This is a genomic window from Pseudoxanthomonas sp. (assembly GCF_035999195.1).
Taxonomy (GTDB): Bacteria; Pseudomonadota; Gammaproteobacteria; order Xanthomonadales; family Xanthomonadaceae; genus Pseudoxanthomonas_A.
Genome location: NZ_DASYGY010000007.1, coordinates 47,971 through 65,334 on the forward strand (window position 1 = coordinate 47,971; position 17,364 = coordinate 65,334).

The window sequence follows — 17,364 nt, forward strand, 5'->3', positions numbered from 1 at the left end:
GCGTCGGCCCGGTCCCGCATCGAGTGTCGCGTATGCAGGGACGGCGCGTGCGGAATTCCTATGCCTTGATCACGGCACACCACTCCGCTTCGCCCCCATCCCAGCCTTCCCCCGCATGCGGGGGAAGGAGCTGCTTCGTGGGGGCCCACGCATGAGCACCGCACCGTCACTCCTCCAGACCGCCCGTGCGCTTGTTGTCCGCGACGTGCAGCTCCTGTGGCGCCGTCGCGGCGACGCGCTGCAGCCGGCGCTGTTCGCGCTGCTGGTGGTGGTGCTGTTCGCGCTCGGACTCGGCACCGAGCCGCAGGCACTGGCCAGGGTCGCGCCGGCGGTGCTGTGGGTGGCGGTGCTGCTGGCCGGGTTGCTGTCGCTGGATACGCTGTTCCGCGGCGATGCCGAGGACGGCTCGCTCGAGCAGTGGATCCTGGCGCCGGTGCCGCTTTCCTGGCTGGTGCTGGTGCGCGTGCTGACCCACTGGGCCACCACCACGCTGCCGCTGGTGCTCGCCGCGCCGCTGCTCGGCGAGATGCTGCACCTGCCACGCAGCCAACTACCGATGCTGCTGGCCACGCTTGCGCTGGGCACGCCGCTGCTGAGCCTGCTGGGCGCGGTGGTCGCGGCGCTGACGGTCGGCATGAGGCGCTCTGGTATTCTTGTGGCCCTGCTGGCGTTGCCGTTGTACGTCCCCGTGCTGGTGTTTGGCGCCGGTGCCGTCGCCGCCAGCGCACAAGGGCTGGATGCCTCCGGCGCCCTCCTCTGGCTGGGCGCCGGCCTGCTGCTCTCGCTGCTGCTGGCGCCCCTGGCCGCCGCCGCGGCGATCCGCATCGCCCTGACCTGAAGACCTACGCCGCCGCATGAATCCTCTCGTCCGCTGGTTCCACCAACTCGGTTCACCACCCTACTTCGACCGCTTCGCGGCGCGCTGGACGCCGTGGTGTTACCTGGCCGCCATCGTGCTGCTCGGCCTGGGCCTGTGGCAGGCGCTGTTCGTGGTGCCGGCCGACTACCAGCAGGGCGACAGTTTCCGCATCCTCTACATCCACGTGCCCAGCGCCTGGATGAGCATGTTCGTGTTCGGCCTGATGGCGTTCTACGCGGCCATCGCGCTGGTCTGGCGGATCAAGCTGTGCGAGATCCTGGCGATGGCCTGCGCGCCGACCGGCGCCGCGTTCACCGTCATCACCCTGGCCACCGGCAGCATCTGGGGCAAGCCGATGTGGGGCACGTGGTGGGACTGGGACCCGCGCCTGACCACCGAACTGATCCTGCTGTTCCTCTACCTGGGCGTGATGGGCCTGTACGGCGCCATCGACGACCGCCGCAGCGCCGCCCGCGCGGCCGGCCTGCTGGCCATCGTGGGCGTGGCGATCCTGCCGGTGATCCGCTACTCGGTGGTGTGGTGGAACTCGCTGCACCAGGGCCAGACCATCCGCGTGTTCGGCGAGTCCAGCATGGACGACAGCATGATCCTGCCGCTGGTGCTGATGGTGATCGCGACGAAGTTCTGGTTCGCCGGTTCGCTGCTGGCGCGCGCGCGTGCCGACAACCTGCGCCGCGAGGCCGGCAAGGATTGGGTGGCGAAGCTCGCCGCCGCGAAGGAGGCCACGCCGTGAGCTACCTCGAATACGTCATCGGCGCCTACGCCGTGTTCGCCGTGGTGCTGGGCTGGGATTTCCTCGCCCCGCGCCTGCAGGTGCGCCGCGAGCTGCGCGCCGCCCGCCAACGCGTGGCGCGCGACGCGCGCCGCAACGCCGCCCCCGCCGACCTGGAACGCTGACCGATGAATCCCGTGCGTCGCCGCCGCCTGCTGTTCGTGCTGCTCGCCGTCCTGGTGGCCGGCACCGCCACCGCGCTCATCGCGATGGCCCTGCAGCGCAACGTGGCCTACCTCTACACCCCGGCTGAGGTACTGCGCGGCGAAGCCGGCGAAGCCCGCTTCCGCCTGGGTGGCATGGTCGAGAAAGGCTCGTTCAAGCGCGAACCGGGCTCGCTGGTCACGCACTTCGGCGTCACCGACGGCGATGCGCAGCTGACGGTGCGCTACGACAAGATCCTGCCCGACCTGTTCCGCGAGGGACAGGCCGTGGTCGCCACCGGCTCCATGCAGGATGGCGTCTTCGTGGCCACCGACGTGCTGGCCAAGCACGACGAGGCCTACATGCCGAAGGAAGTCGCCGACAAGATGGGCAAGGCGCACCAGAAGCACGACGTGCAGGCCGCGCCTGCCGGGTCCGTGAATTGAGGGTGCCGCGTGCCCGCTCCCTTCTCCCCGCGTGCGGGGAGAAGGTGGCCGGAGGCCGGATGAGGGGCGCTTTTGCCGTTGCTCTCCGTGCGCCCCGCGAACTACCGCGCGCGTTGCTGGTTCCCGGATTGCGGACGCCCCCTCTCTCCGCTCGCCCCTCACCCGCCTTCGGCACCCACCCCGGCCCGGCGCAGCGCGCCCGGCGTTCAAACGATCTGCGCGGCATGCCGCGCAAGCAGATCGTTCTCACCCCCGTCCGCAGGGCGAGGGAATGGATGACTGATGCTTCCTGAACTCGGACAAATCGCGCTGATCCTGGCGCTGCTGGTGGCGATCCTGCAGGCGGCGCTGCCGCTGGCCGGGGCGCAACGCAACAAGACGGCCTGGATGGAGGTGGCACGACCGGCCGCGTATGCGCAGCTGTGGCTGGTGATGCTGGCCTTCATCGCCCTCACCGTGGCGTTCGTGAAGCAGGATTTCTCGGTCAAGTACGTGGCCGACAACTCCAATTCGCTGCTGCCGATGGTCTACCGCTACACCGCGGTGTGGGGCTCGCACGAGGGTTCGCTTCTGCTGTGGGCGCTGGTGCTGGCGCTGTGGACCGGCGCGGTGGCGCTGTTCTCGCGCCGCCTGCCGGACGTGGTGATGGCGCGCGTGCTCGGCGTGATGGGCGTGGTGGCGATCGGCTTCCTGGCCTTCCTGATCTTCACCTCCAATCCTTTCGTCCGCCTGCTGCCGTCGCCGGGCGAAGGCCGCGACCTCAATCCGCTGCTGCAGGACCCGGGGATGATCATCCATCCGCCGCTGCTGTACGTGGGCTACGTGGGCTTCGTGGTGCCGTTCGCGTTCGCCATCGCCGCGCTGCTCGACGGTCACGTGGATGCACGCTGGCTGCGCTGGACGCGGCCGTGGACGAACGTGGCCTGGGGCTTCCTGACGCTGGGCATCGCGCTGGGCAGCTGGTGGGCGTACTACGAACTGGGCTGGGGCGGCTGGTGGTTCTGGGACCCGGTCGAGAACGCCAGCTTCATGCCGTGGCTGGTCGGCGCGGCGCTGATCCATTCGCAGGCGGTCACCGAGAAGCGCGGTGCGTTCCGTGGCTGGACGCTGCTGCTTGCGATCGCCGCATTCTCGCTGTCGCTGCTGGGCACGTTCCTGGTGCGCTCGGGCGTGATCACCAGCGTGCACGCCTTCGCCGCCGATCCCACCCGCGGCGTGTTCATCCTGATCTTCCTCGGCATCGTGATCGGCAGCTCGCTGCTGCTGTACGCGCTGCGCGCGCCGCAGTTGGCCGATGGCGAATCGGAGAAGTCGTACTTCGCCGCCAGCTCGCGCGAGACGCTGCTGCTGGCCAACAACCTGCTGCTCACCGCGGCCTGCGCGATGGTGCTGCTGGGCACCCTGTACCCGCTGATCGCCGATGCGCTCAATCTCGGCAAGATCTCCGTCGGTCCGCCGTACTTCAGCCTGCTCTTCATCGTGCTGATGGCGCCGCTGGTGGCGCTGGTGCCGTTCGGGCCGATCACCAGGTGGCAGCGCGACAACCTGGCCAAGCCATTCGCCATGCTGCTGCCGTGGGCCGGTCTGGCGCTGGTGCTGGCCGTCATCGCGTACTTCGTGGCCCCGCAGGGCAAGCTGAAGGTCGCCGCCGGCATCCTCGGTGCGGCCTGGGTCGGCCTGGGCACGCTGCGCTTCCTCTGGCAGCGCCTGCGCGCGAACGGCCGCTTCACCCCCGAGATGCTCGGCATGACGCTGGCGCATACCGGCGTAGCGGTGTTCCTGGTCGGCGCACTGCTGGTCGAGGGACTGAACGTGCAGCGCGAACTGGCAGTGAAGCCCGGCCAGACGGTCGAGGTCGGCCGCTGGGGCTTCCACTTCCAGGGCGTCGATGAAACGCAGGGACCCAACTACCTGTCCGACCGCGGCCACGTGCAGGTGCTGCGCGACGGCAAGCCGGTGACGCTGCTGCACCCCGAAAAGCGTGCCTACGCCAGCGGCGGCCAGGTGATGACCGAAGCCGGCATCAGGCCCGGCGTGCTGGGCGACGTCTACGTCGCCATCGGCGAACCGCTGGGCAACGACGCCTGGGCGTTGCGCGTGCACATCAAACCCTTCGTCCGCTGGATCTGGCTCGGCGCCGCGCTGATGGCGCTGGGCGGCTTCGTCACCGCCGCCGACCGCCGGTTCCGGAACCACAAGACCGCCGAGGCGCGCCCCGCATGAACCACGCATCCGAACTCCCGCCCTCACCGCCGCGCTCGCGCGGCGCGATGACCTTTGCGCTGGTCATCATCGGCCTGTTCTTCGTCGGCCTGATGGGCCTGCTGTACTACGGCGTGAAGCAGTCCGACCGCGCCGGGCGCGATGCGCTGCCCTCGCCGCTGATCGGCAAGCCCGCGCCCGCGTTCGACCTGCCGCTGCTGCACGACCCGGCCAGGCGCGTCACCAACGCCGACCTCGCCGGCCAGCCCTACGTGATGAACGTGTGGGGCAGCTGGTGCCCGGAATGCCGCGTCGAACATCCGGTGCTGACGAAGTTCGCACTGACCAAGCGCGTGCGCTTCATCGGCTACAACCTCAAGGACGAGCGCGAGGACGCGCTGCGCTGGCTGGAGCAGTTCGGCAATCCGTACATGATGGTGGTCGCCGACCTCGAGGGCCGCACCGCGATCGACTGGGGCATCTATGGCGCGCCGGAGACCTTCCTGGTCGACGACCAGGGCGTGATCCGGTGGAAGCACGTCGGTGCCATCGACCAGGCCATCATCGACCAGCAGCTGATCCCCGCGCTGGAAAAGATCGAAGCCGGCCGATGACCGCATTCCCGACATCAAGGCTCCCATGTAGAGCCGAGCTTGCTCGGCTGCGCGATGCGGCAACGAAGAGCAGCCGAGCAAGCTCGGCTCTACGGTACGTGCTCGCATTGCTGCTGGCGCTCTGCACCCTCCCCGCCTTCGCGCAGGCCAGCGATCCCACCCCGCTGCAATTCCGCGACGAAGCCGAGGAAGTCCGCTTCCACAAGCTCACCGCCGAGTTGCGCTGCGTGATGTGCCAGAACCAGTCGCTGGCCGACTCCAACGCGCAGATCGCGCACGACCTGCGTCGCGAGGTGCTCGACCTGATGCGCCAGGGCAAGGACGACACCCAGGTGAAGCAGTTCCTCGTCGAGCGCTACGGCGAATTCGTGCTGTACAAGCCCGACGTCGCGCCCGGCACCTACATCCTCTGGTTCGGCCCGCTGCTGCTCCTGCTCGCCGGCGGCGTGTGGGTCGGCCGCATCGTCGCCAAGCGCGCGAAGCAGCCGGCACCCGCCACCGACGATACCGACCAGGAGTGGTGATGACCGTCTTCGTGATCCTCGCCATCGTACTGTCGCTGGCCGTGCTGCTGGCGGTGCTGTGGCCGCTGTGGCGTGAAGCACGCGGTCTGGTGATCGCCGGCGTGGCGACGCTGGGCATCGCCACGTTCGCGCTGTATCGCGTGGTCGGCACGCCGGCCGCGCTCGCGCCCGAGGCGGCCTCCGCCGCCATGCCCGCCACCCTGGACGATGCGGTCGCGCAGCTGGAAGCGGAATTGCAGAAACAGCCCAACGAGCCCGAAGGCTGGCGCCTGCTGGGCAAGTCCTACGCCGCCCTGCAGCGCTTCGACGATGCGCAGAAGGCGTTCGAGCGCGCCGTGCAGCTGCTGCCCACCGATGCCGACCTGCTGGTCGAAGCCGCACAGGCACGCCTGTTCAACAACCCCGAGCGCAAGCTGGACGCGCAGGCCATCGCCCTGCTCGACCAGGCCGTGGCGATCAATCCCGACCACCAGCGCGCCCTGTGGTTCGTCGGCCTGGCGCAGCGTCAGGAAGGCAGGCACGCGGAAGCGGCGAAGACCTGGGAGCCGCTGCTGGCCAAGGTCGATCCCAACACCGCCGCCACCCTGCGCACGCAGATCAACGAAGCCCGCGCCGACGCCGGCCTGCCGCCGCTCGCGGACACCGCACCGGCCGCCTCGGCCGACACAGCGCCCGCACTGCTCACGGTCACCGTGGAGCTGGCGCCGGCATTGAAGGACAAGCTGGCGCCGGGCGACACGCTGTTCGTGTTCGCCCGCCAGATCGGCGGTCCACCGATGCCGGTCGCCGCCAAGCGCCTGCCGGTGTCCGCCTTCCCCGTGACCGTGCCACTCGGCGACGGCGACAGCCCCATGCCGACACTGAAGCTGTCGCAGCTGCCCCAGGTGCAGCTGGTGGCCCGCATCGCCAAGGGCAGCGGGCCCGCCGCGCAGACCGGCGACCTGGAAGCCGCCGCCGTCACTGCCGACGTTAAGGCCGGCAACACCTACACGCTGACGATCGATCGCGTGGTGCCATAAGGCCGCATCACGCGGCACTACTGCCTTTCCTTCTCCCTGCGAAGCGGGGAGAAGGTGGCCGAAGGCCGGATGAGGGGCGCGCTTCGCGCGCAACCCTTCACGCTTCGTCGTAGGCGCACGTTGACCGCCGATCGCAACGTCATTCTCTCCTCTCCGTTCGCCCCTCAACCGCCCGTTGGGCACCCTCTCCCCGCTTTGCAGGGAGAGGGAAACGCGCATGACGGTGTTCGCCATCCGCAACACCCAATCATCCATCGCGTGGTGCCGCAAGTAGGTATTTCCTTCTTCGCGCGGGGACTCTCCTTCTCCCTGCGAAGCGGGGAGAAGGAAAGCGATGGTTGCCATCGCACCTCTGCACCACCACGATGCCCCACGAAATGGCATCGCCCCGCCGCATTGCCTACACTGCCGGGATGACCGAATTCATCCCTCCCGGCACCCGCTTCCATCCCCTGCCCTCGCCGTTCCGCATGAAGCGCGGCGGCATGCTGCATGGGGCGCGGATGGCGTACGAGACCTGGGGTACGTTGAACGAGCGCCGCGACAATGCGGTGCTGATCGTCACCGGGCTGTCGCCGGACGCGCATGCGGCGCGCAATCCGGGCAACGACGCCGAGGGCTGGTGGGAGGCGATGCTCGGGCCGGGCAAGCCGATCGACACCGACCGCTGGTTCGTGGTGTGCGTGAATTCACTGGGCAGCTGCAAGGGCTCGACCGGACCGGCCTCGGTCAATCCGGACACCGGCACGCTGTACCGCCTCGACTTCCCCGAGCTGTCGGTGGAAGACGGCGCGAACGCCGCGTTCGACGTCGTACGCGGACTGGGCATCGAGCAACTGGCCTGCATCATCGGCAACTCGATGGGCGGCATGACGGCGCTGGCTTACCTGCTGCTGCATCCCGGCGCGGCGCGCACGCACATCAACATCTCCGGCAGTGCGCAGGCGCTGCCGTTCTCTATCGCCATCCGCTCGCTGCAGCGCGAGGCGATCCGGCTGGATCCCAACTGGAACGGCGGCCAGTACGACGACGACACGTATCCGGAATCCGGCATGCGCATGGCGCGCAAGCTGGGCGTGATCACCTACCGCTCGGCGCTGGAGTGGGATGGCCGCTTCGGCCGGGTGCGGCTGGAGTCGGACCGCCCGGACGAGGAGCCGTTCGGCCTGGAGTTCCAGGTGGAGAGTTATCTGGAAGGCCATGCGCGCCGCTTCGTGCGCCGATTCGACCCCAACTGCTATCTGTATCTCAGCCGGTCGATGGACTGGTTCGACCTGGCGGAATACGCCGGTGACGAGCGCGCCGATGGCGACGTGATGAAGGGGCTGGCGAAGATCCGCGTGCAGCGAGCGCTGGCGATCGGCGCCACCACCGACATCCTGTTCCCGTTGCAGCAGCAACAGCAGATCGCCGAAGGCCTGGCCGCCGGCGGCGCCCAGGCCGAGTTCCTGCCGCTGGAGTCGCCACAGGGGCACGATGCCTTCCTGGTGGATTTCGAGCGCTTCGGCCCGGCGGTACGGGATTTCCTGGCGGAGATATGAGCCCCGTTGTTCCCTTCTCCCTCCGGGAGAAGATGGCGCGCAGCGCCGGATGAGGGTGTGCGGGCCGCCGAACCCACCCCACTCCGCCGACCCTCACCCCAACCCCTCTCCCGATGGGAGAGGGGCCCGAAGCGCGACGCGGACGTAGCGTGCGCCATGCGCACGACCCATGACCCCACCACTGCGCGTCGTGCGCACAGCGCACGCTACATCTCCCCTTCTCCCGCCGGGAGAAGAGCCTGCCCCGTACTCGATACGGGGTGGCGCGCAGCGCCGGATGAGGGTGTGCGCGCCGCCGAACCCTCCCGGCTCCGCCCACCCTCACCCCACCCCCTCCCTCCCACGGAAAACTCCTCCGGTCACAGGCGGCACAGGGGCCAGAAGCGCGACGCGGACGTAGCGTGCGCCATGCGCCCGACCCCATGACCCCACCACCGCGCATCGTGCGCACAGCGCACGCTACTTTCCCTTCTCCCGCCGGGAGAAGGTGGCGCGCAGCGCCGGATGAGGGTGTGCGCGCCGCCGAACCCACCCCACTCCGCCCGCCCTCACCCCCACGGAAACTCCTTCGGTCACCGGCGGCACAGGGACCCGAAGCGCGACGCGGGCGTAGCGTGCGCCGCGCGCACGACCCATGACCGCACCACCGCGCGTCGTGCGCACAGCGCACGCTACGGCTCCTGCCGAAAACCGCCGACGCTGTTCTCGTCTTCCCGCGAGGCGCGACGAGGGAACGGCCACCACATCCCGCACCGCAAAACCCCCTCCCCGCCCCACCCGGCTAAACTGGGCACACATTCTTACCGGGGCCGCCTGATGACCCTCGATTTTCCCGGCGCCGACAAGCTGGTCGCGTCGCTGGACGCCGCCGTCGCCCTGGGCGACGACCGTGCCGTCACCGATGCGCTGCGCAAGTCGCTGTGCGAACTGATCTGCGACGAAGACGTGCACCTGCCGGCCTGTGTGCTGGAGCCGATCTCCGACCATTACGCGCGCCGTGAGCTGTACACCAGTCCGGAGCATGGCTACAGCGTCATCGCGATGACGTGGGGCCCGGGCCAGGGCACCAAGATCCACGATCATTCGGGCATGTGGTGCGTGGAAGGGGTGTGGCGGGGACGACTGGAGATCACGCAGTACGAATTGGCCGAGCACGATGACGTGCGCTACCGGTTCGTGCCGGCGGGCACGATCGAGGCCGGCACGGGCTCGGCGGGCAGCCTGATTCCACCGCACGAGTACCACACGATCCGCAATCCCAGCGACAAGGCCATCGCGGTCAGTCTGCATGTGTACCAGCGCACGATGGTCCGCTGCGGCATCTTCACGCCGGAGGACGAGGCCGGCGCGGAGGGCTGGCAGCGCCGCGGTGAGCGCTTGCTGGGGACGGACCAGGTCAACTGAGGCGGTGCGGGGCCGCGCCCCTGTCGGTGGGGGGCCGGGCTCGGCTATACTCGGCCTCCGCGCCGAAGTGGCGGAATGGTAGACGCAGCGGACTCAAAATCCGCCGGCCTTAAAACCGTGTGGGTTCGAGTCCCACCTTCGGCACCAAACAAAACAAGGGGTTAGGCTTCGCGGCCTAGCCCCTTCGTTTTTCTGCAACATGTTTTGGCCCGTAGTTGGCCCGTAACGGCTGCTATTGCTCGCTACGCTCGCCCCGTGGGTAGACTGCGCAGAGGGGACTGCGGGGTGTGAGCTATGCGACTTGGGGGATGGCTTCGGCTGTGGGTTGTACTGGGTGTGCTGTGGGGTCTACTCGTCGCATTCGTTGCGTACGACAGCCGACCGAAAATCGAGTCCGTCCGCTCGGCTTGGATTTATGACGCGACCGAGGCCATCGCAGCTAAGGTCACCGAAGCCGAAGGACAACATGTGAGCGGCTACGAGGTTCGCGATTCGTTTGGAAAGAAATACCCGACATCCGAACAGATGATCGCTTGGCTAGAACAAATCTAGCGTAAGCGAAGCTGAGCCAGGTCATCTTTCGTGATGAAGTCATCGCGATAAATGCAGAGCACCGGCGAAAGCTTACGGAGCACCCTTCCGACGTAAGGGTCTACGCACTTAAGGCGTTTCTATTCTGGCCAACGCCGCTTCTGTTTGTGCTCGCGCTCGGCTACTCCATTGGCTGGGTATGGCGAGGCTTTCGCCCACGCGCCAGCACTTAGGCTGAAGCCGAGGAAGTAGCCTCAGCTTCTGAAGCCGCAAAAACAGGCGTAACGCTCACGTCTGTAACAGTTGCCAAACGCTCACGCAGTTGCAGAAAGCTTTTTTGAGCACGATTCAATGCAATCGGCCGCTTGGCCTTCTTCACTTTCGCCGCCGGGACAGCCGTCAAAGGCCCAAACATTTTTGCTCGCATAAGTTCAAGTCGAGCCTGTATGACGCTGGCATGGGCACGCGATCCAGGGTGCAACCTTTCGGCTTCCCTGTACTGCCCCATTAGCGTGCCCGCGAGCAACTGAGCATTCTCGTAAGACTTCTCACGATCCAGAGCTGAGCGGAAAATCCGCATCTTTCGATAACGCCGCCTCGGCAGCGAGACTCTGTCGTGCCACACCGCAACCCCAGTGACAACCTTTACCGAGCCGGGCGGGAAGTAAGAAATCTTGTGCCCTACAAATCCATAGGCTGCCAATTCCCGCACAACCTCGGAAGCAAACTGCCGCGTAGCCTCTTCACCCGAGAACATCATGTCATCGACATAGAGGGTGAATACCATGCCCTTCCTCTCTGCCAGCGCTGCTATGCGAGCGAACATCCGAGAGCAAGCGAAATAAGAAAGAAGAGGACTGACTGAACTCCCTGTCGGAAGCACATCACCCGCGCAACAAATTCTCGTCAGCAGGCGTGCAACATCCGGAGCACAGCGCATGACTTCTTCAAAGAAGGTGCGCACCAATCGAGACCGAACCGAGGGGTAAAAATCTTTGATGTCTACTTTCACACCGCGATGGGCATTCATGTGTTGCCGCGCGTTATCGACGTAGTCGAGACCTTTAGTCGCGGAATACACAAAACCCGGCTTTTGGATGCGTGACAACAAAGCCGAAATTCGCCGGTGCACAGCATCCAGCAATGGCTTCGGCTGCTGAATAGAGCGGGGCTTCTTGGCGGGCATCCCTGCCAAAACTTCTTGCCGCTTCTGCGGCAACGTCCACGCTCGATAGTTGTCGGACAAAGAAGCCAGGAACTGCAAATCGCGAACAGAAACCTGCAACAAAGCCGCCAACTTTCGCTTAGAAGTCACCTTGTAAAGGGGCGACTGATCAAGCGCATAACGTCCTTGTCGAGCGCGCCCCATGGCTCAGGCAGCACTCTTGAATAGAGACTTCTTTTCGATCCACTGAAGGATCGCAATCGCCTTCTCGCCCAGCATGCTCTTCACTTTTAGATCGCGCGGCGACTCCCCCGCGTTCTCAGAGAACAAGATCAAGGACGACAACGGGATGCTGAAATGCGCAGAGTACTTCTGCAACAAATCCAAACTAGGCACCTTCTTGCCCGACTCAATTTCAGATAGATAAGAGCGAGAAATTCCAAGAGCATCCGCTAGCTCGGCCTGATTCACATCGTGAAAGGAGCGAACTAAACGGAGGGCTTCGCCAAACATGATTGAACCTCCAAGCATTAGAGTGAATGGAAGTAAGAGGTTAGTCCATCAACTGTGAAATCCAGTCAATCAAATTAGATACGAGCTTGTAGGCAACGTATGCGTAATGCGCGACCTTATACACGGTCTTCAGAGTCGAGCTCTTCAACAATGCTTTCAGTCGGGACGGCTTGCGGGGGGTACGATTACTATCTGGTTCGTTCATCGGAAAAATCCTTATCAGTTATGACGATTCGCTGTCCCCGGAACCATTCCGGTTGAGCTAGCCGTCTCACGGCCATAACTGACAAATCCGCTGAAGTTTTGGAGTACCCGCTAGCTTTTCACCTCAAACAACCAACCCCGTCTTTCTCACGAAGACGGCCTATGTCGCCTCATCCATTACTCCGTCATCGATTCACGACGCCGTCGTCATGCACTTAGCAAGGAAAGAGGCTTTCGCCCCCACAGTGCCGAACAGGCCACCACTTTTACCGCTGCCGCAATCTCCAACCACCGTACGAGGATGGATGATACAGATTGTTCGCTGAGAGTCAACATCCTGATCGCAGGTAGCGAATAATGTTCATTCATCGTTGTGAACTCGTTAACGCACCCACTCCACCCGAACGGCGTCCACGGGCTCAGGCCGGGACAGAACGAACACCGCCAGCGCCAACGCCAGAACAAGGTCGTCGTGCGCCCCTTCGCGGGCGTTGAACGTGGCATTGCCGGCTTCTGTAAAGCGCACCCGAAAGTCCTGCAGTTCCCGGGCGAGTACAGCGGCATCGGGCAGGCTGGCGGCAATACGAAGGTCGCCCGAGTGCAGCAGGGCTTGCAGCTTCGACACTAGCTCCCCTTTCGGCACCGACCACCCTGCCCGGTTGCCCGATACCTCGCGCCCACCAGTAATCACCACGCCCTGCGCCATACGCAGCAGCCTGCGGCCCGCGAACATATCGAACAGAGGGTGGCCAACCTACGTGTAACCCATCGCCGCAACACCCCATAAAAAGCAAATGGAGCCCCTAAGGCCCCATTCGCTGCGCACTTAAGCACTAAACATCCGCATTCCTCAGACCACCGCGTCACCCTCCTGTGCGGACTCCTCGCCCTCTTCCTCATCCCTCACCCGCCTGTACTTGAACCGCACCGACATCTGCTTGCGCAGCGTATCCAGGCCGCCGCTCTTGCCGGCCAGCTTGAGCAGCTGATAGCCCTCCACGCAGTTGGACATGATGTCGCTGCCCAGGGCCATCTCGGTGTCCAGCATCTTCTGGTACAGGCGCATCACCACCACCGTGCGTGCCCGTAACGCGTCCAGCGCCGCGACATCGCGCTGCAGCGCGGCCAGGTCGAACGTCGGCGGCAGGATCTGCGGATTGGCCGTCAACACATCCACCGCCAGCCGGCAGAACGCCTCCGACTTGTCGCCCATCTTGTGCAACCGGCGCCGCCGCACCGGGTCCAGCCCGATCAATCCGGTCAACCCCGCATCCAGTGTCCTCAGGGCGGCGTCGACATTGGCCAGTGAGGCTTCTTCAAACGTGATGTCTACGATGTTCTGACTCATGGTCGTCCTTGTTTCCTTGTCGTTGGGATAACCCACCCTCTGGTGGGCACCACCACTGTAGGACGCCGCGCAAGAAAAAACCTCTAACATTTCATCCGTCCTGCCCGCGCGACACACTCAGCGAGTGTCGCGCCATATCCCACCGTGTGTCGCGACACACGCGTGGTCATGGACGGAGATACCAACCGGTATCACGTGAGATACCGATCGGTATCTCGCGACATATCGAGGCATATCGCGCGCCATACGGCGCAGTGTCTCCCGACATGCGTGCCGGCATCTCGCGACATATCGCCGCATATGGCCGTCCATATCGAGGAGTGTGTCGCGAGATACCAACCGGTATCACGCGCCATACCGATCGGTATCACGCGACATACATGCGCATATGGCGCGACATATCCCGCCGTATGTCGCGCCATAGGGATTGGTATCGTCGGCCATGTTGCCGGACGTCATGCGCCGTGTCGTCGACATGCGCTCACCCGCGCCATGGCGTCTCACGCTGGATTGCAGGAAGGCAAGCGCCGCCTGACCCCTCTTCCCGTTTCCGGCTACCGCGGTCTCACACGAGGCCCACGCTCATCTGCTACCAGAATCTCCACCATGGACGGGAGGGCACGATGTCCTCGCTTTCCTCCTGATAGCCGTCCTCCGTCCGCGTAAGGACGATGCGCTTGTTACCGACCGTGAGCGCCAGCGTATCGGGACGCGAGACCAGCCCGATATTGCTAGGGTCGAGCCAGAAGGCCGCGTTCAACGCCTCGACATGCACATTGAGCGCGAAGTCGTCCGCCAGTGCGCCGACCGTCTCCACGCCGGTGACGGAGGGCGTGGTGAAGCCATAGACCGTCCCTTCATGTCCGGCGATGCCCGCCTGGACCGTCTCCGTCGTGTGCCTGATCCTGACCGTGTCACCGAACCCAGGAGCGTCATGGATGTCTGTCATGCGGGACCAACCTCTGGAGGCCGAGCGAGATGGATAACGACGGATGACATCGACGGTCCGGCAAGTAGTGAATCAGTCGCCGTCGGGAACGGCATCCGCCGTCACCGCCGCCTCATGAATCACCCGCCCAGCACGCACCGTCATCCGCACATCCGCATACGCCTCCGGCGTGTCCTGCGGGTCCGAGCCCAGCAGCACCAGGTCACCCGCCAATCCCTCCGAAACGCGGCCACGCTCTGCGGCCTGACCGAAGTGCTGCGCCGGCGCCGTGGTCAGGCTGGCGAGGATCTGCCGCCAGTCCAGGCCGGACGCGGCCATCAGCCGGTACTCGAGACGCGTGTCATATACATCGATGTAGCCCGCGTCGGTGCCGAACAGCACCTGTCCGCCGCCCTGCGCCATGGCACCGAGCTGCTGCTGGGCTGCGCCGACGAACTTCGCCAGCACCGGCTCGGGCACGCCTTCGCGGCGCAGTTCGGCGTCGAACAGCGTCAGCGTGGGCACGAAGGCCACGTTGCCGGCCTTCAACCGCGCCACGAAATCCGGCGACCACGCGCCCGCATCCGGTGCCGCGTGGGCCAGCACATCCACGCCGCTGTCCACCGCCACGTCCAGCCCGGCGCGGTCGGTGGGATGGGCGAAGACCGGCTTGCCGTGGGCATGCGCCTCGTCCACCGCGGCCCTGGCGATGTCTGCCGGCATGGGCAACACCTGGCCGGGCCCGCCGAGGATGGCGCCAGTGAACAGCTTCACGCCGTCGGCGCCCGCCTGGATCTGTGCACGCACACGCGAGCGTGCCTGTTCGGCGGTGGCCACTTCCGCACTCGGCGCCTTGGTCTGCTCCCACAGCTCGCGCACATAGACCGGCGTGCCGTGTTCGGGAAAGAACGGCATGTCCACCGTCAGCACCTGCGGGCCGACCACCTCGCCGCGCTGGATGCGTGTGCGCAGGCCGCGCGCATCGCCCGGGAGCGAGGCGATATCGAACAGCGTGGTGAAGCCCCAGCGGGTGAAGCGCTCACGCAGGGCCTCGTCCAACGCGGCCGCCGGCTGCGCGTCGGGCGACAGGAACGGCGGCGTGATCAGGTGGATGTGGCTGTTCCAGAAACCCGCCGTCACGCTGTTTCCGCGAGCGTCGACCACGCGCAGGCCGGCGGGCACGGCCACGCTGGCACGCGTCCCCACGGCGACGATCCGGCCGTCGCGGATCACCACCGTGGCGTCGTCGAGGGGTGCGGCGTCGGGCGCGGGATACACGCGCGCGCCGACGATGGCCAGATCCTGCGCGGCGACGGGGATCGGGAGAAGCAGCGCGATGAGTACTCCCGTCCTCGCGCGTACATGGCGCAGTCTGTTCGGCATGGCCTGTGATCCCGGCTGGTGGGGTGGCAGGCGGTCGTGTCCCCGCCCCGCATCGATGCAGGATAGTGCCATGGGCGATGCTGACCGGGATGTGCGGTCGCGATGGACGTCGCGGCTACCGCGCGTGCGGGAGGCTATCGAGGGCGTGCAGGAATTCCGGCTTGAGCGTCAGCCTGCCGAAGAATCCGTGCTGCGTGCCGCTCAGTACCCGCAGCATGTGGCCGCGTCCGCCCGGCAGGCGACCCGCGGGGAGGAAGGCGACATCGCGCGCATGGGCCACCCAGTCCAGATCGGACTGGAAGATCGGAGTCAGCCAGCGGCTCCAGAACTGATAGACGCCGACATGCGCCCGGCGTTCCCGCTGGTAGGCATTCAATGAGGCGGGAATGGCGGACTGCGCGCGCAGCGCATCGCGCAGGGACAGCGCATCCATCAATGCCATGTTGACGCCCTGCCCCAGCTGCGGACTCATGCCGTGCGCGGCATCGCCCAGCACGACGAGGCGATCGCGATGCCACTGCCGCAGGGTGACATCGCGGTAGCTGGCGCGCGCCAACTGCTCCGCGTCGAGCGTATCGGCCAGACAGGCATCGGCCTCAGGCCACAGGCGCGCCACTTCGTCGTGCCATGCCGGCAGTCCTCGCGTCCGCCATGCGTCGAAGTCCGCGATCGGCAGGCTCCAGAAGAAACTGAGCCGCGGCGTGTCGTCGCCGGGTCGCGTGCCCACCGGCAACAGGCCGATCATCTTGCGCGCCGCCACGTAGCGCTGGCGCAGCTCGTCGCCCCAGGCCCAGTCGCCCTGCGGCACCAGCCGCCACAAGGCGCCCCAGAGATAGACGGCGTCGCGCTTCACCGCACCGGTGAAGGCGCGCAACTTGGATGCCGATCCGTCCGCGGCGATGATCAGGTCGAACGGGCCATGCCAGCGACCGTGCTGGTCGCGGATGCGACGGGTGTCGTCGCTCACCGCTTCGATGGCGTGGCCGCGATGCACTTCGCCATGCGCCGCCCAGGCCTGCGACAGCAAGGAGAACAGCGCGCCGCGCTGCATGCCCAGGCCGAACAGCCGGGCATCGAGTCCCGCGTAGCGCATGTCCATCACCGCGCGACCGCAGGGCGTCTCGCCGTACAGGCGGTTCACCCGCCGGCCGTGCGCCATCACGTCGGGCAGCAGGCCCAGTTCCCACAGCACCTGCAAACCGGTGGGTTGCAGCAGGAAGCCGGCGCCGACGGGTCCGAGTTCCGGGGCACGCTCGAACACCTCCACGCGGTGGCCGTCGCGCGCCAGCAGCAAGGCCGCCGCCTGGCCGGCGGTGCCGTAGCCGATGATCGCGATGTGCTGGGCGTGCATGGCGCGCGGACGTCCTTCGTGGTGCGGTGAACCGGTGCGGCGGAAACGACAGGCGTTAAAAAACCCCGCCGGAGCGGGGTTCAAGAAAATCGTCTTGGATCAGGCTGCCGGCGTGATGTTGGACGCCTGTGCACCCTTCGGGCCCTGGGTCAGCTCGTAACTGACGCGCTGGCCTTCCTGCAGGCTGCGGAAGCCCTTGCTGTTGATGGCGGTGTGGTGCGCAAAGACATCGGCGCTGCCATCTTCTGGCGCGATGAATCCGAAGCCCTTGGCATCGTTGAACCATTTCACGGTACCGTACGGCATAGCGCTTGTATTTCCTTTTCTGGATGCGGGTGGAATGTGTGGCGTGACGTCACACCCGCCGAGTATGCAAAGCTCCGCGCGCGTTGACA

General features: G+C 66.0%; 18 protein-coding genes and 1 tRNA gene. 11 read left to right on the top strand and 8 right to left on the bottom strand.

Annotated features, from left to right (window positions below; all coding sequences use genetic code 11):
* Window positions 1-151: 151 nt before the first annotated feature.
* From ccmB to VGN58_RS04925, 11 genes are all read left to right on the top strand, one after another.
* On the top strand, window positions 152-838 hold the full coding sequence (gene ccmB / locus VGN58_RS04875; RefSeq protein ID WP_327482200.1) for a heme exporter protein CcmB: 687 nt from the start codon (window positions 152-154) through the stop codon (window positions 836-838).
* A gap of 16 nt (window positions 839-854) precedes the next feature.
* A complete protein-coding gene (locus VGN58_RS04880; RefSeq protein ID WP_327482201.1) occupies window positions 855-1,613 on the top strand; it encodes a heme ABC transporter permease in 759 nt (252 codons plus the stop codon).
* A complete protein-coding gene (locus VGN58_RS04885) occupies window positions 1,610-1,777 on the top strand; it encodes a heme exporter protein CcmD (protein ID WP_327482202.1) in 168 nt (55 codons plus the stop codon). The genes VGN58_RS04880 and VGN58_RS04885 overlap by 4 nt, the downstream gene beginning before the upstream one ends.
* A 3-nt stretch (window positions 1,778-1,780) precedes the next feature.
* Window positions 1,781-2,242, top strand: a complete 462-nt coding sequence (gene ccmE, locus VGN58_RS04890; RefSeq protein ID WP_327482203.1) for a cytochrome c maturation protein CcmE — start codon at window positions 1,781-1,783, stop codon at window positions 2,240-2,242.
* A gap of 282 nt (window positions 2,243-2,524) precedes the next feature.
* Window positions 2,525-4,465 (top strand): heme lyase CcmF/NrfE family subunit, encoded by a 1,941-nt coding sequence (locus VGN58_RS04895; protein ID WP_327482204.1) that lies wholly within the window; start codon window positions 2,525-2,527, stop codon window positions 4,463-4,465.
* Window positions 4,462-5,058, top strand: coding sequence for a DsbE family thiol:disulfide interchange protein (locus VGN58_RS04900; protein WP_414710750.1), 597 nt, complete (start codon window positions 4,462-4,464; stop codon window positions 5,056-5,058). Before VGN58_RS04895 ends, VGN58_RS04900 begins: the two co-directional genes overlap by 4 nt.
* 98 nt (window positions 5,059-5,156) lie before the next feature.
* Window positions 5,157-5,582: a cytochrome c-type biogenesis protein gene (locus tag VGN58_RS04905; RefSeq protein WP_327482205.1), complete on the top strand. Its 426-nt coding sequence runs from the start codon at window positions 5,157-5,159 to the stop codon at window positions 5,580-5,582.
* A complete protein-coding gene (locus tag VGN58_RS04910) occupies window positions 5,582-6,601 on the top strand; it encodes a tetratricopeptide repeat protein (RefSeq protein WP_327482206.1) in 1,020 nt (339 codons plus the stop codon). The genes VGN58_RS04905 and VGN58_RS04910 overlap by 1 nt, the downstream gene beginning before the upstream one ends.
* 413 nt (window positions 6,602-7,014) lie before the next feature.
* On the top strand, window positions 7,015-8,142 hold the full coding sequence (gene metX / locus VGN58_RS04915; protein WP_327482207.1) for a homoserine O-acetyltransferase MetX: 1,128 nt from the start codon (window positions 7,015-7,017) through the stop codon (window positions 8,140-8,142).
* 813 nt (window positions 8,143-8,955) lie between these two features.
* Window positions 8,956-9,546, top strand: a complete 591-nt coding sequence (locus VGN58_RS04920; RefSeq protein ID WP_327482612.1) for a cysteine dioxygenase family protein — start codon at window positions 8,956-8,958, stop codon at window positions 9,544-9,546.
* A gap of 61 nt (window positions 9,547-9,607) precedes the next feature.
* Window positions 9,608-9,693: transfer RNA gene (locus VGN58_RS04925), tRNA-Leu, on the top strand.
* Between the two features lie 613 nt (window positions 9,694-10,306).
* Here VGN58_RS04925 and VGN58_RS04930 read toward each other — a convergent pair.
* From VGN58_RS04930 to VGN58_RS04965, 8 genes are all read right to left on the bottom strand, one after another.
* Window positions 10,307-11,374 (bottom strand): reverse transcriptase family protein, encoded by a 1,068-nt coding sequence (locus tag VGN58_RS04930; RefSeq protein ID WP_327482208.1) that lies wholly within the window; start codon window positions 11,372-11,374, stop codon window positions 10,307-10,309.
* A gap of 75 nt (window positions 11,375-11,449) precedes the next feature.
* Entirely contained in the window at window positions 11,450-11,755 is a 306-nt protein-coding gene (locus tag VGN58_RS04935; RefSeq protein ID WP_327482209.1) for a helix-turn-helix transcriptional regulator, read from the bottom strand.
* A gap of 586 nt (window positions 11,756-12,341) precedes the next feature.
* Window positions 12,342-12,665, bottom strand: a complete 324-nt coding sequence (locus VGN58_RS04940) for a hypothetical protein (RefSeq protein ID WP_327482210.1) — start codon at window positions 12,663-12,665, stop codon at window positions 12,342-12,344.
* A 144-nt stretch (window positions 12,666-12,809) separates the two neighbouring features.
* On the bottom strand, window positions 12,810-13,307 hold the full coding sequence (locus tag VGN58_RS04945) for a hypothetical protein (RefSeq protein ID WP_327482211.1): 498 nt from the start codon (window positions 13,305-13,307) through the stop codon (window positions 12,810-12,812).
* A 589-nt stretch (window positions 13,308-13,896) separates the two neighbouring features.
* Window positions 13,897-14,256 (bottom strand): hypothetical protein, encoded by a 360-nt coding sequence (locus tag VGN58_RS04950; RefSeq protein WP_327482212.1) that lies wholly within the window; start codon window positions 14,254-14,256, stop codon window positions 13,897-13,899.
* Window positions 14,257-14,328: 72 nt separating this feature from the next.
* Entirely contained in the window at window positions 14,329-15,618 is a 1,290-nt protein-coding gene (locus VGN58_RS04955) for an amidohydrolase family protein (protein ID WP_327482213.1), read from the bottom strand.
* 115 nt (window positions 15,619-15,733) lie between these two features.
* Entirely contained in the window at window positions 15,734-16,969 is a 1,236-nt protein-coding gene (locus VGN58_RS04960; RefSeq protein WP_327482214.1) for an NAD(P)/FAD-dependent oxidoreductase, read from the bottom strand.
* 99 nt (window positions 16,970-17,068) lie between these two features.
* The gene (locus tag VGN58_RS04965; protein ID WP_055942196.1) at window positions 17,069-17,275 is read right to left on the bottom strand and encodes a cold-shock protein; all 207 of its coding nucleotides are present in this window, start codon (window positions 17,273-17,275) and stop codon (window positions 17,069-17,071) included.
* Between the last annotated feature and the right edge of the window lie 89 nt (window positions 17,276-17,364).

Excerpts from the sequence above, each read along its gene's own strand:
- ccmB (WP_327482200.1), top strand. The coding sequence starts at position 152 with ATGAGCACCGCACCGTCACTCCTCCAGACCGCCCGTGCGCTTGTTGTC.
- VGN58_RS04955 (WP_327482213.1), bottom strand. The coding sequence starts at position 15,618 with ATGCCGAACAGACTGCGCCATGTACGCGCGAGGACGGGAGTACTCATC.
- VGN58_RS04940 (WP_327482210.1), bottom strand. The coding sequence starts at position 12,665 with ATGGCGCAGGGCGTGGTGATTACTGGTGGGCGCGAGGTATCGGGCAAC.
- VGN58_RS04900 (WP_414710750.1), top strand. The coding sequence starts at position 4,462 with ATGAACCACGCATCCGAACTCCCGCCCTCACCGCCGCGCTCGCGCGGC.
- VGN58_RS04935 (WP_327482209.1), bottom strand. The coding sequence starts at position 11,755 with ATGTTTGGCGAAGCCCTCCGTTTAGTTCGCTCCTTTCACGATGTGAAT.
- VGN58_RS04950 (WP_327482212.1), bottom strand. The coding sequence starts at position 14,256 with ATGACAGACATCCATGACGCTCCTGGGTTCGGTGACACGGTCAGGATC.
- metX (WP_327482207.1), top strand. The coding sequence starts at position 7,015 with ATGACCGAATTCATCCCTCCCGGCACCCGCTTCCATCCCCTGCCCTCG.
- VGN58_RS04965 (WP_055942196.1), bottom strand. The coding sequence starts at position 17,275 with ATGCCGTACGGTACCGTGAAATGGTTCAACGATGCCAAGGGCTTCGGA.
- VGN58_RS04945 (WP_327482211.1), bottom strand. The coding sequence starts at position 13,307 with ATGAGTCAGAACATCGTAGACATCACGTTTGAAGAAGCCTCACTGGCC.
- VGN58_RS04910 (WP_327482206.1), top strand. The coding sequence starts at position 5,582 with ATGACCGTCTTCGTGATCCTCGCCATCGTACTGTCGCTGGCCGTGCTG.
- ccmE (WP_327482203.1), top strand. The coding sequence starts at position 1,781 with ATGAATCCCGTGCGTCGCCGCCGCCTGCTGTTCGTGCTGCTCGCCGTC.
- VGN58_RS04960 (WP_327482214.1), bottom strand. The coding sequence starts at position 16,969 with ATGCACGCCCAGCACATCGCGATCATCGGCTACGGCACCGCCGGCCAG.
- VGN58_RS04895 (WP_327482204.1), top strand. The coding sequence starts at position 2,525 with ATGCTTCCTGAACTCGGACAAATCGCGCTGATCCTGGCGCTGCTGGTG.
- VGN58_RS04880 (WP_327482201.1), top strand. The coding sequence starts at position 855 with ATGAATCCTCTCGTCCGCTGGTTCCACCAACTCGGTTCACCACCCTAC.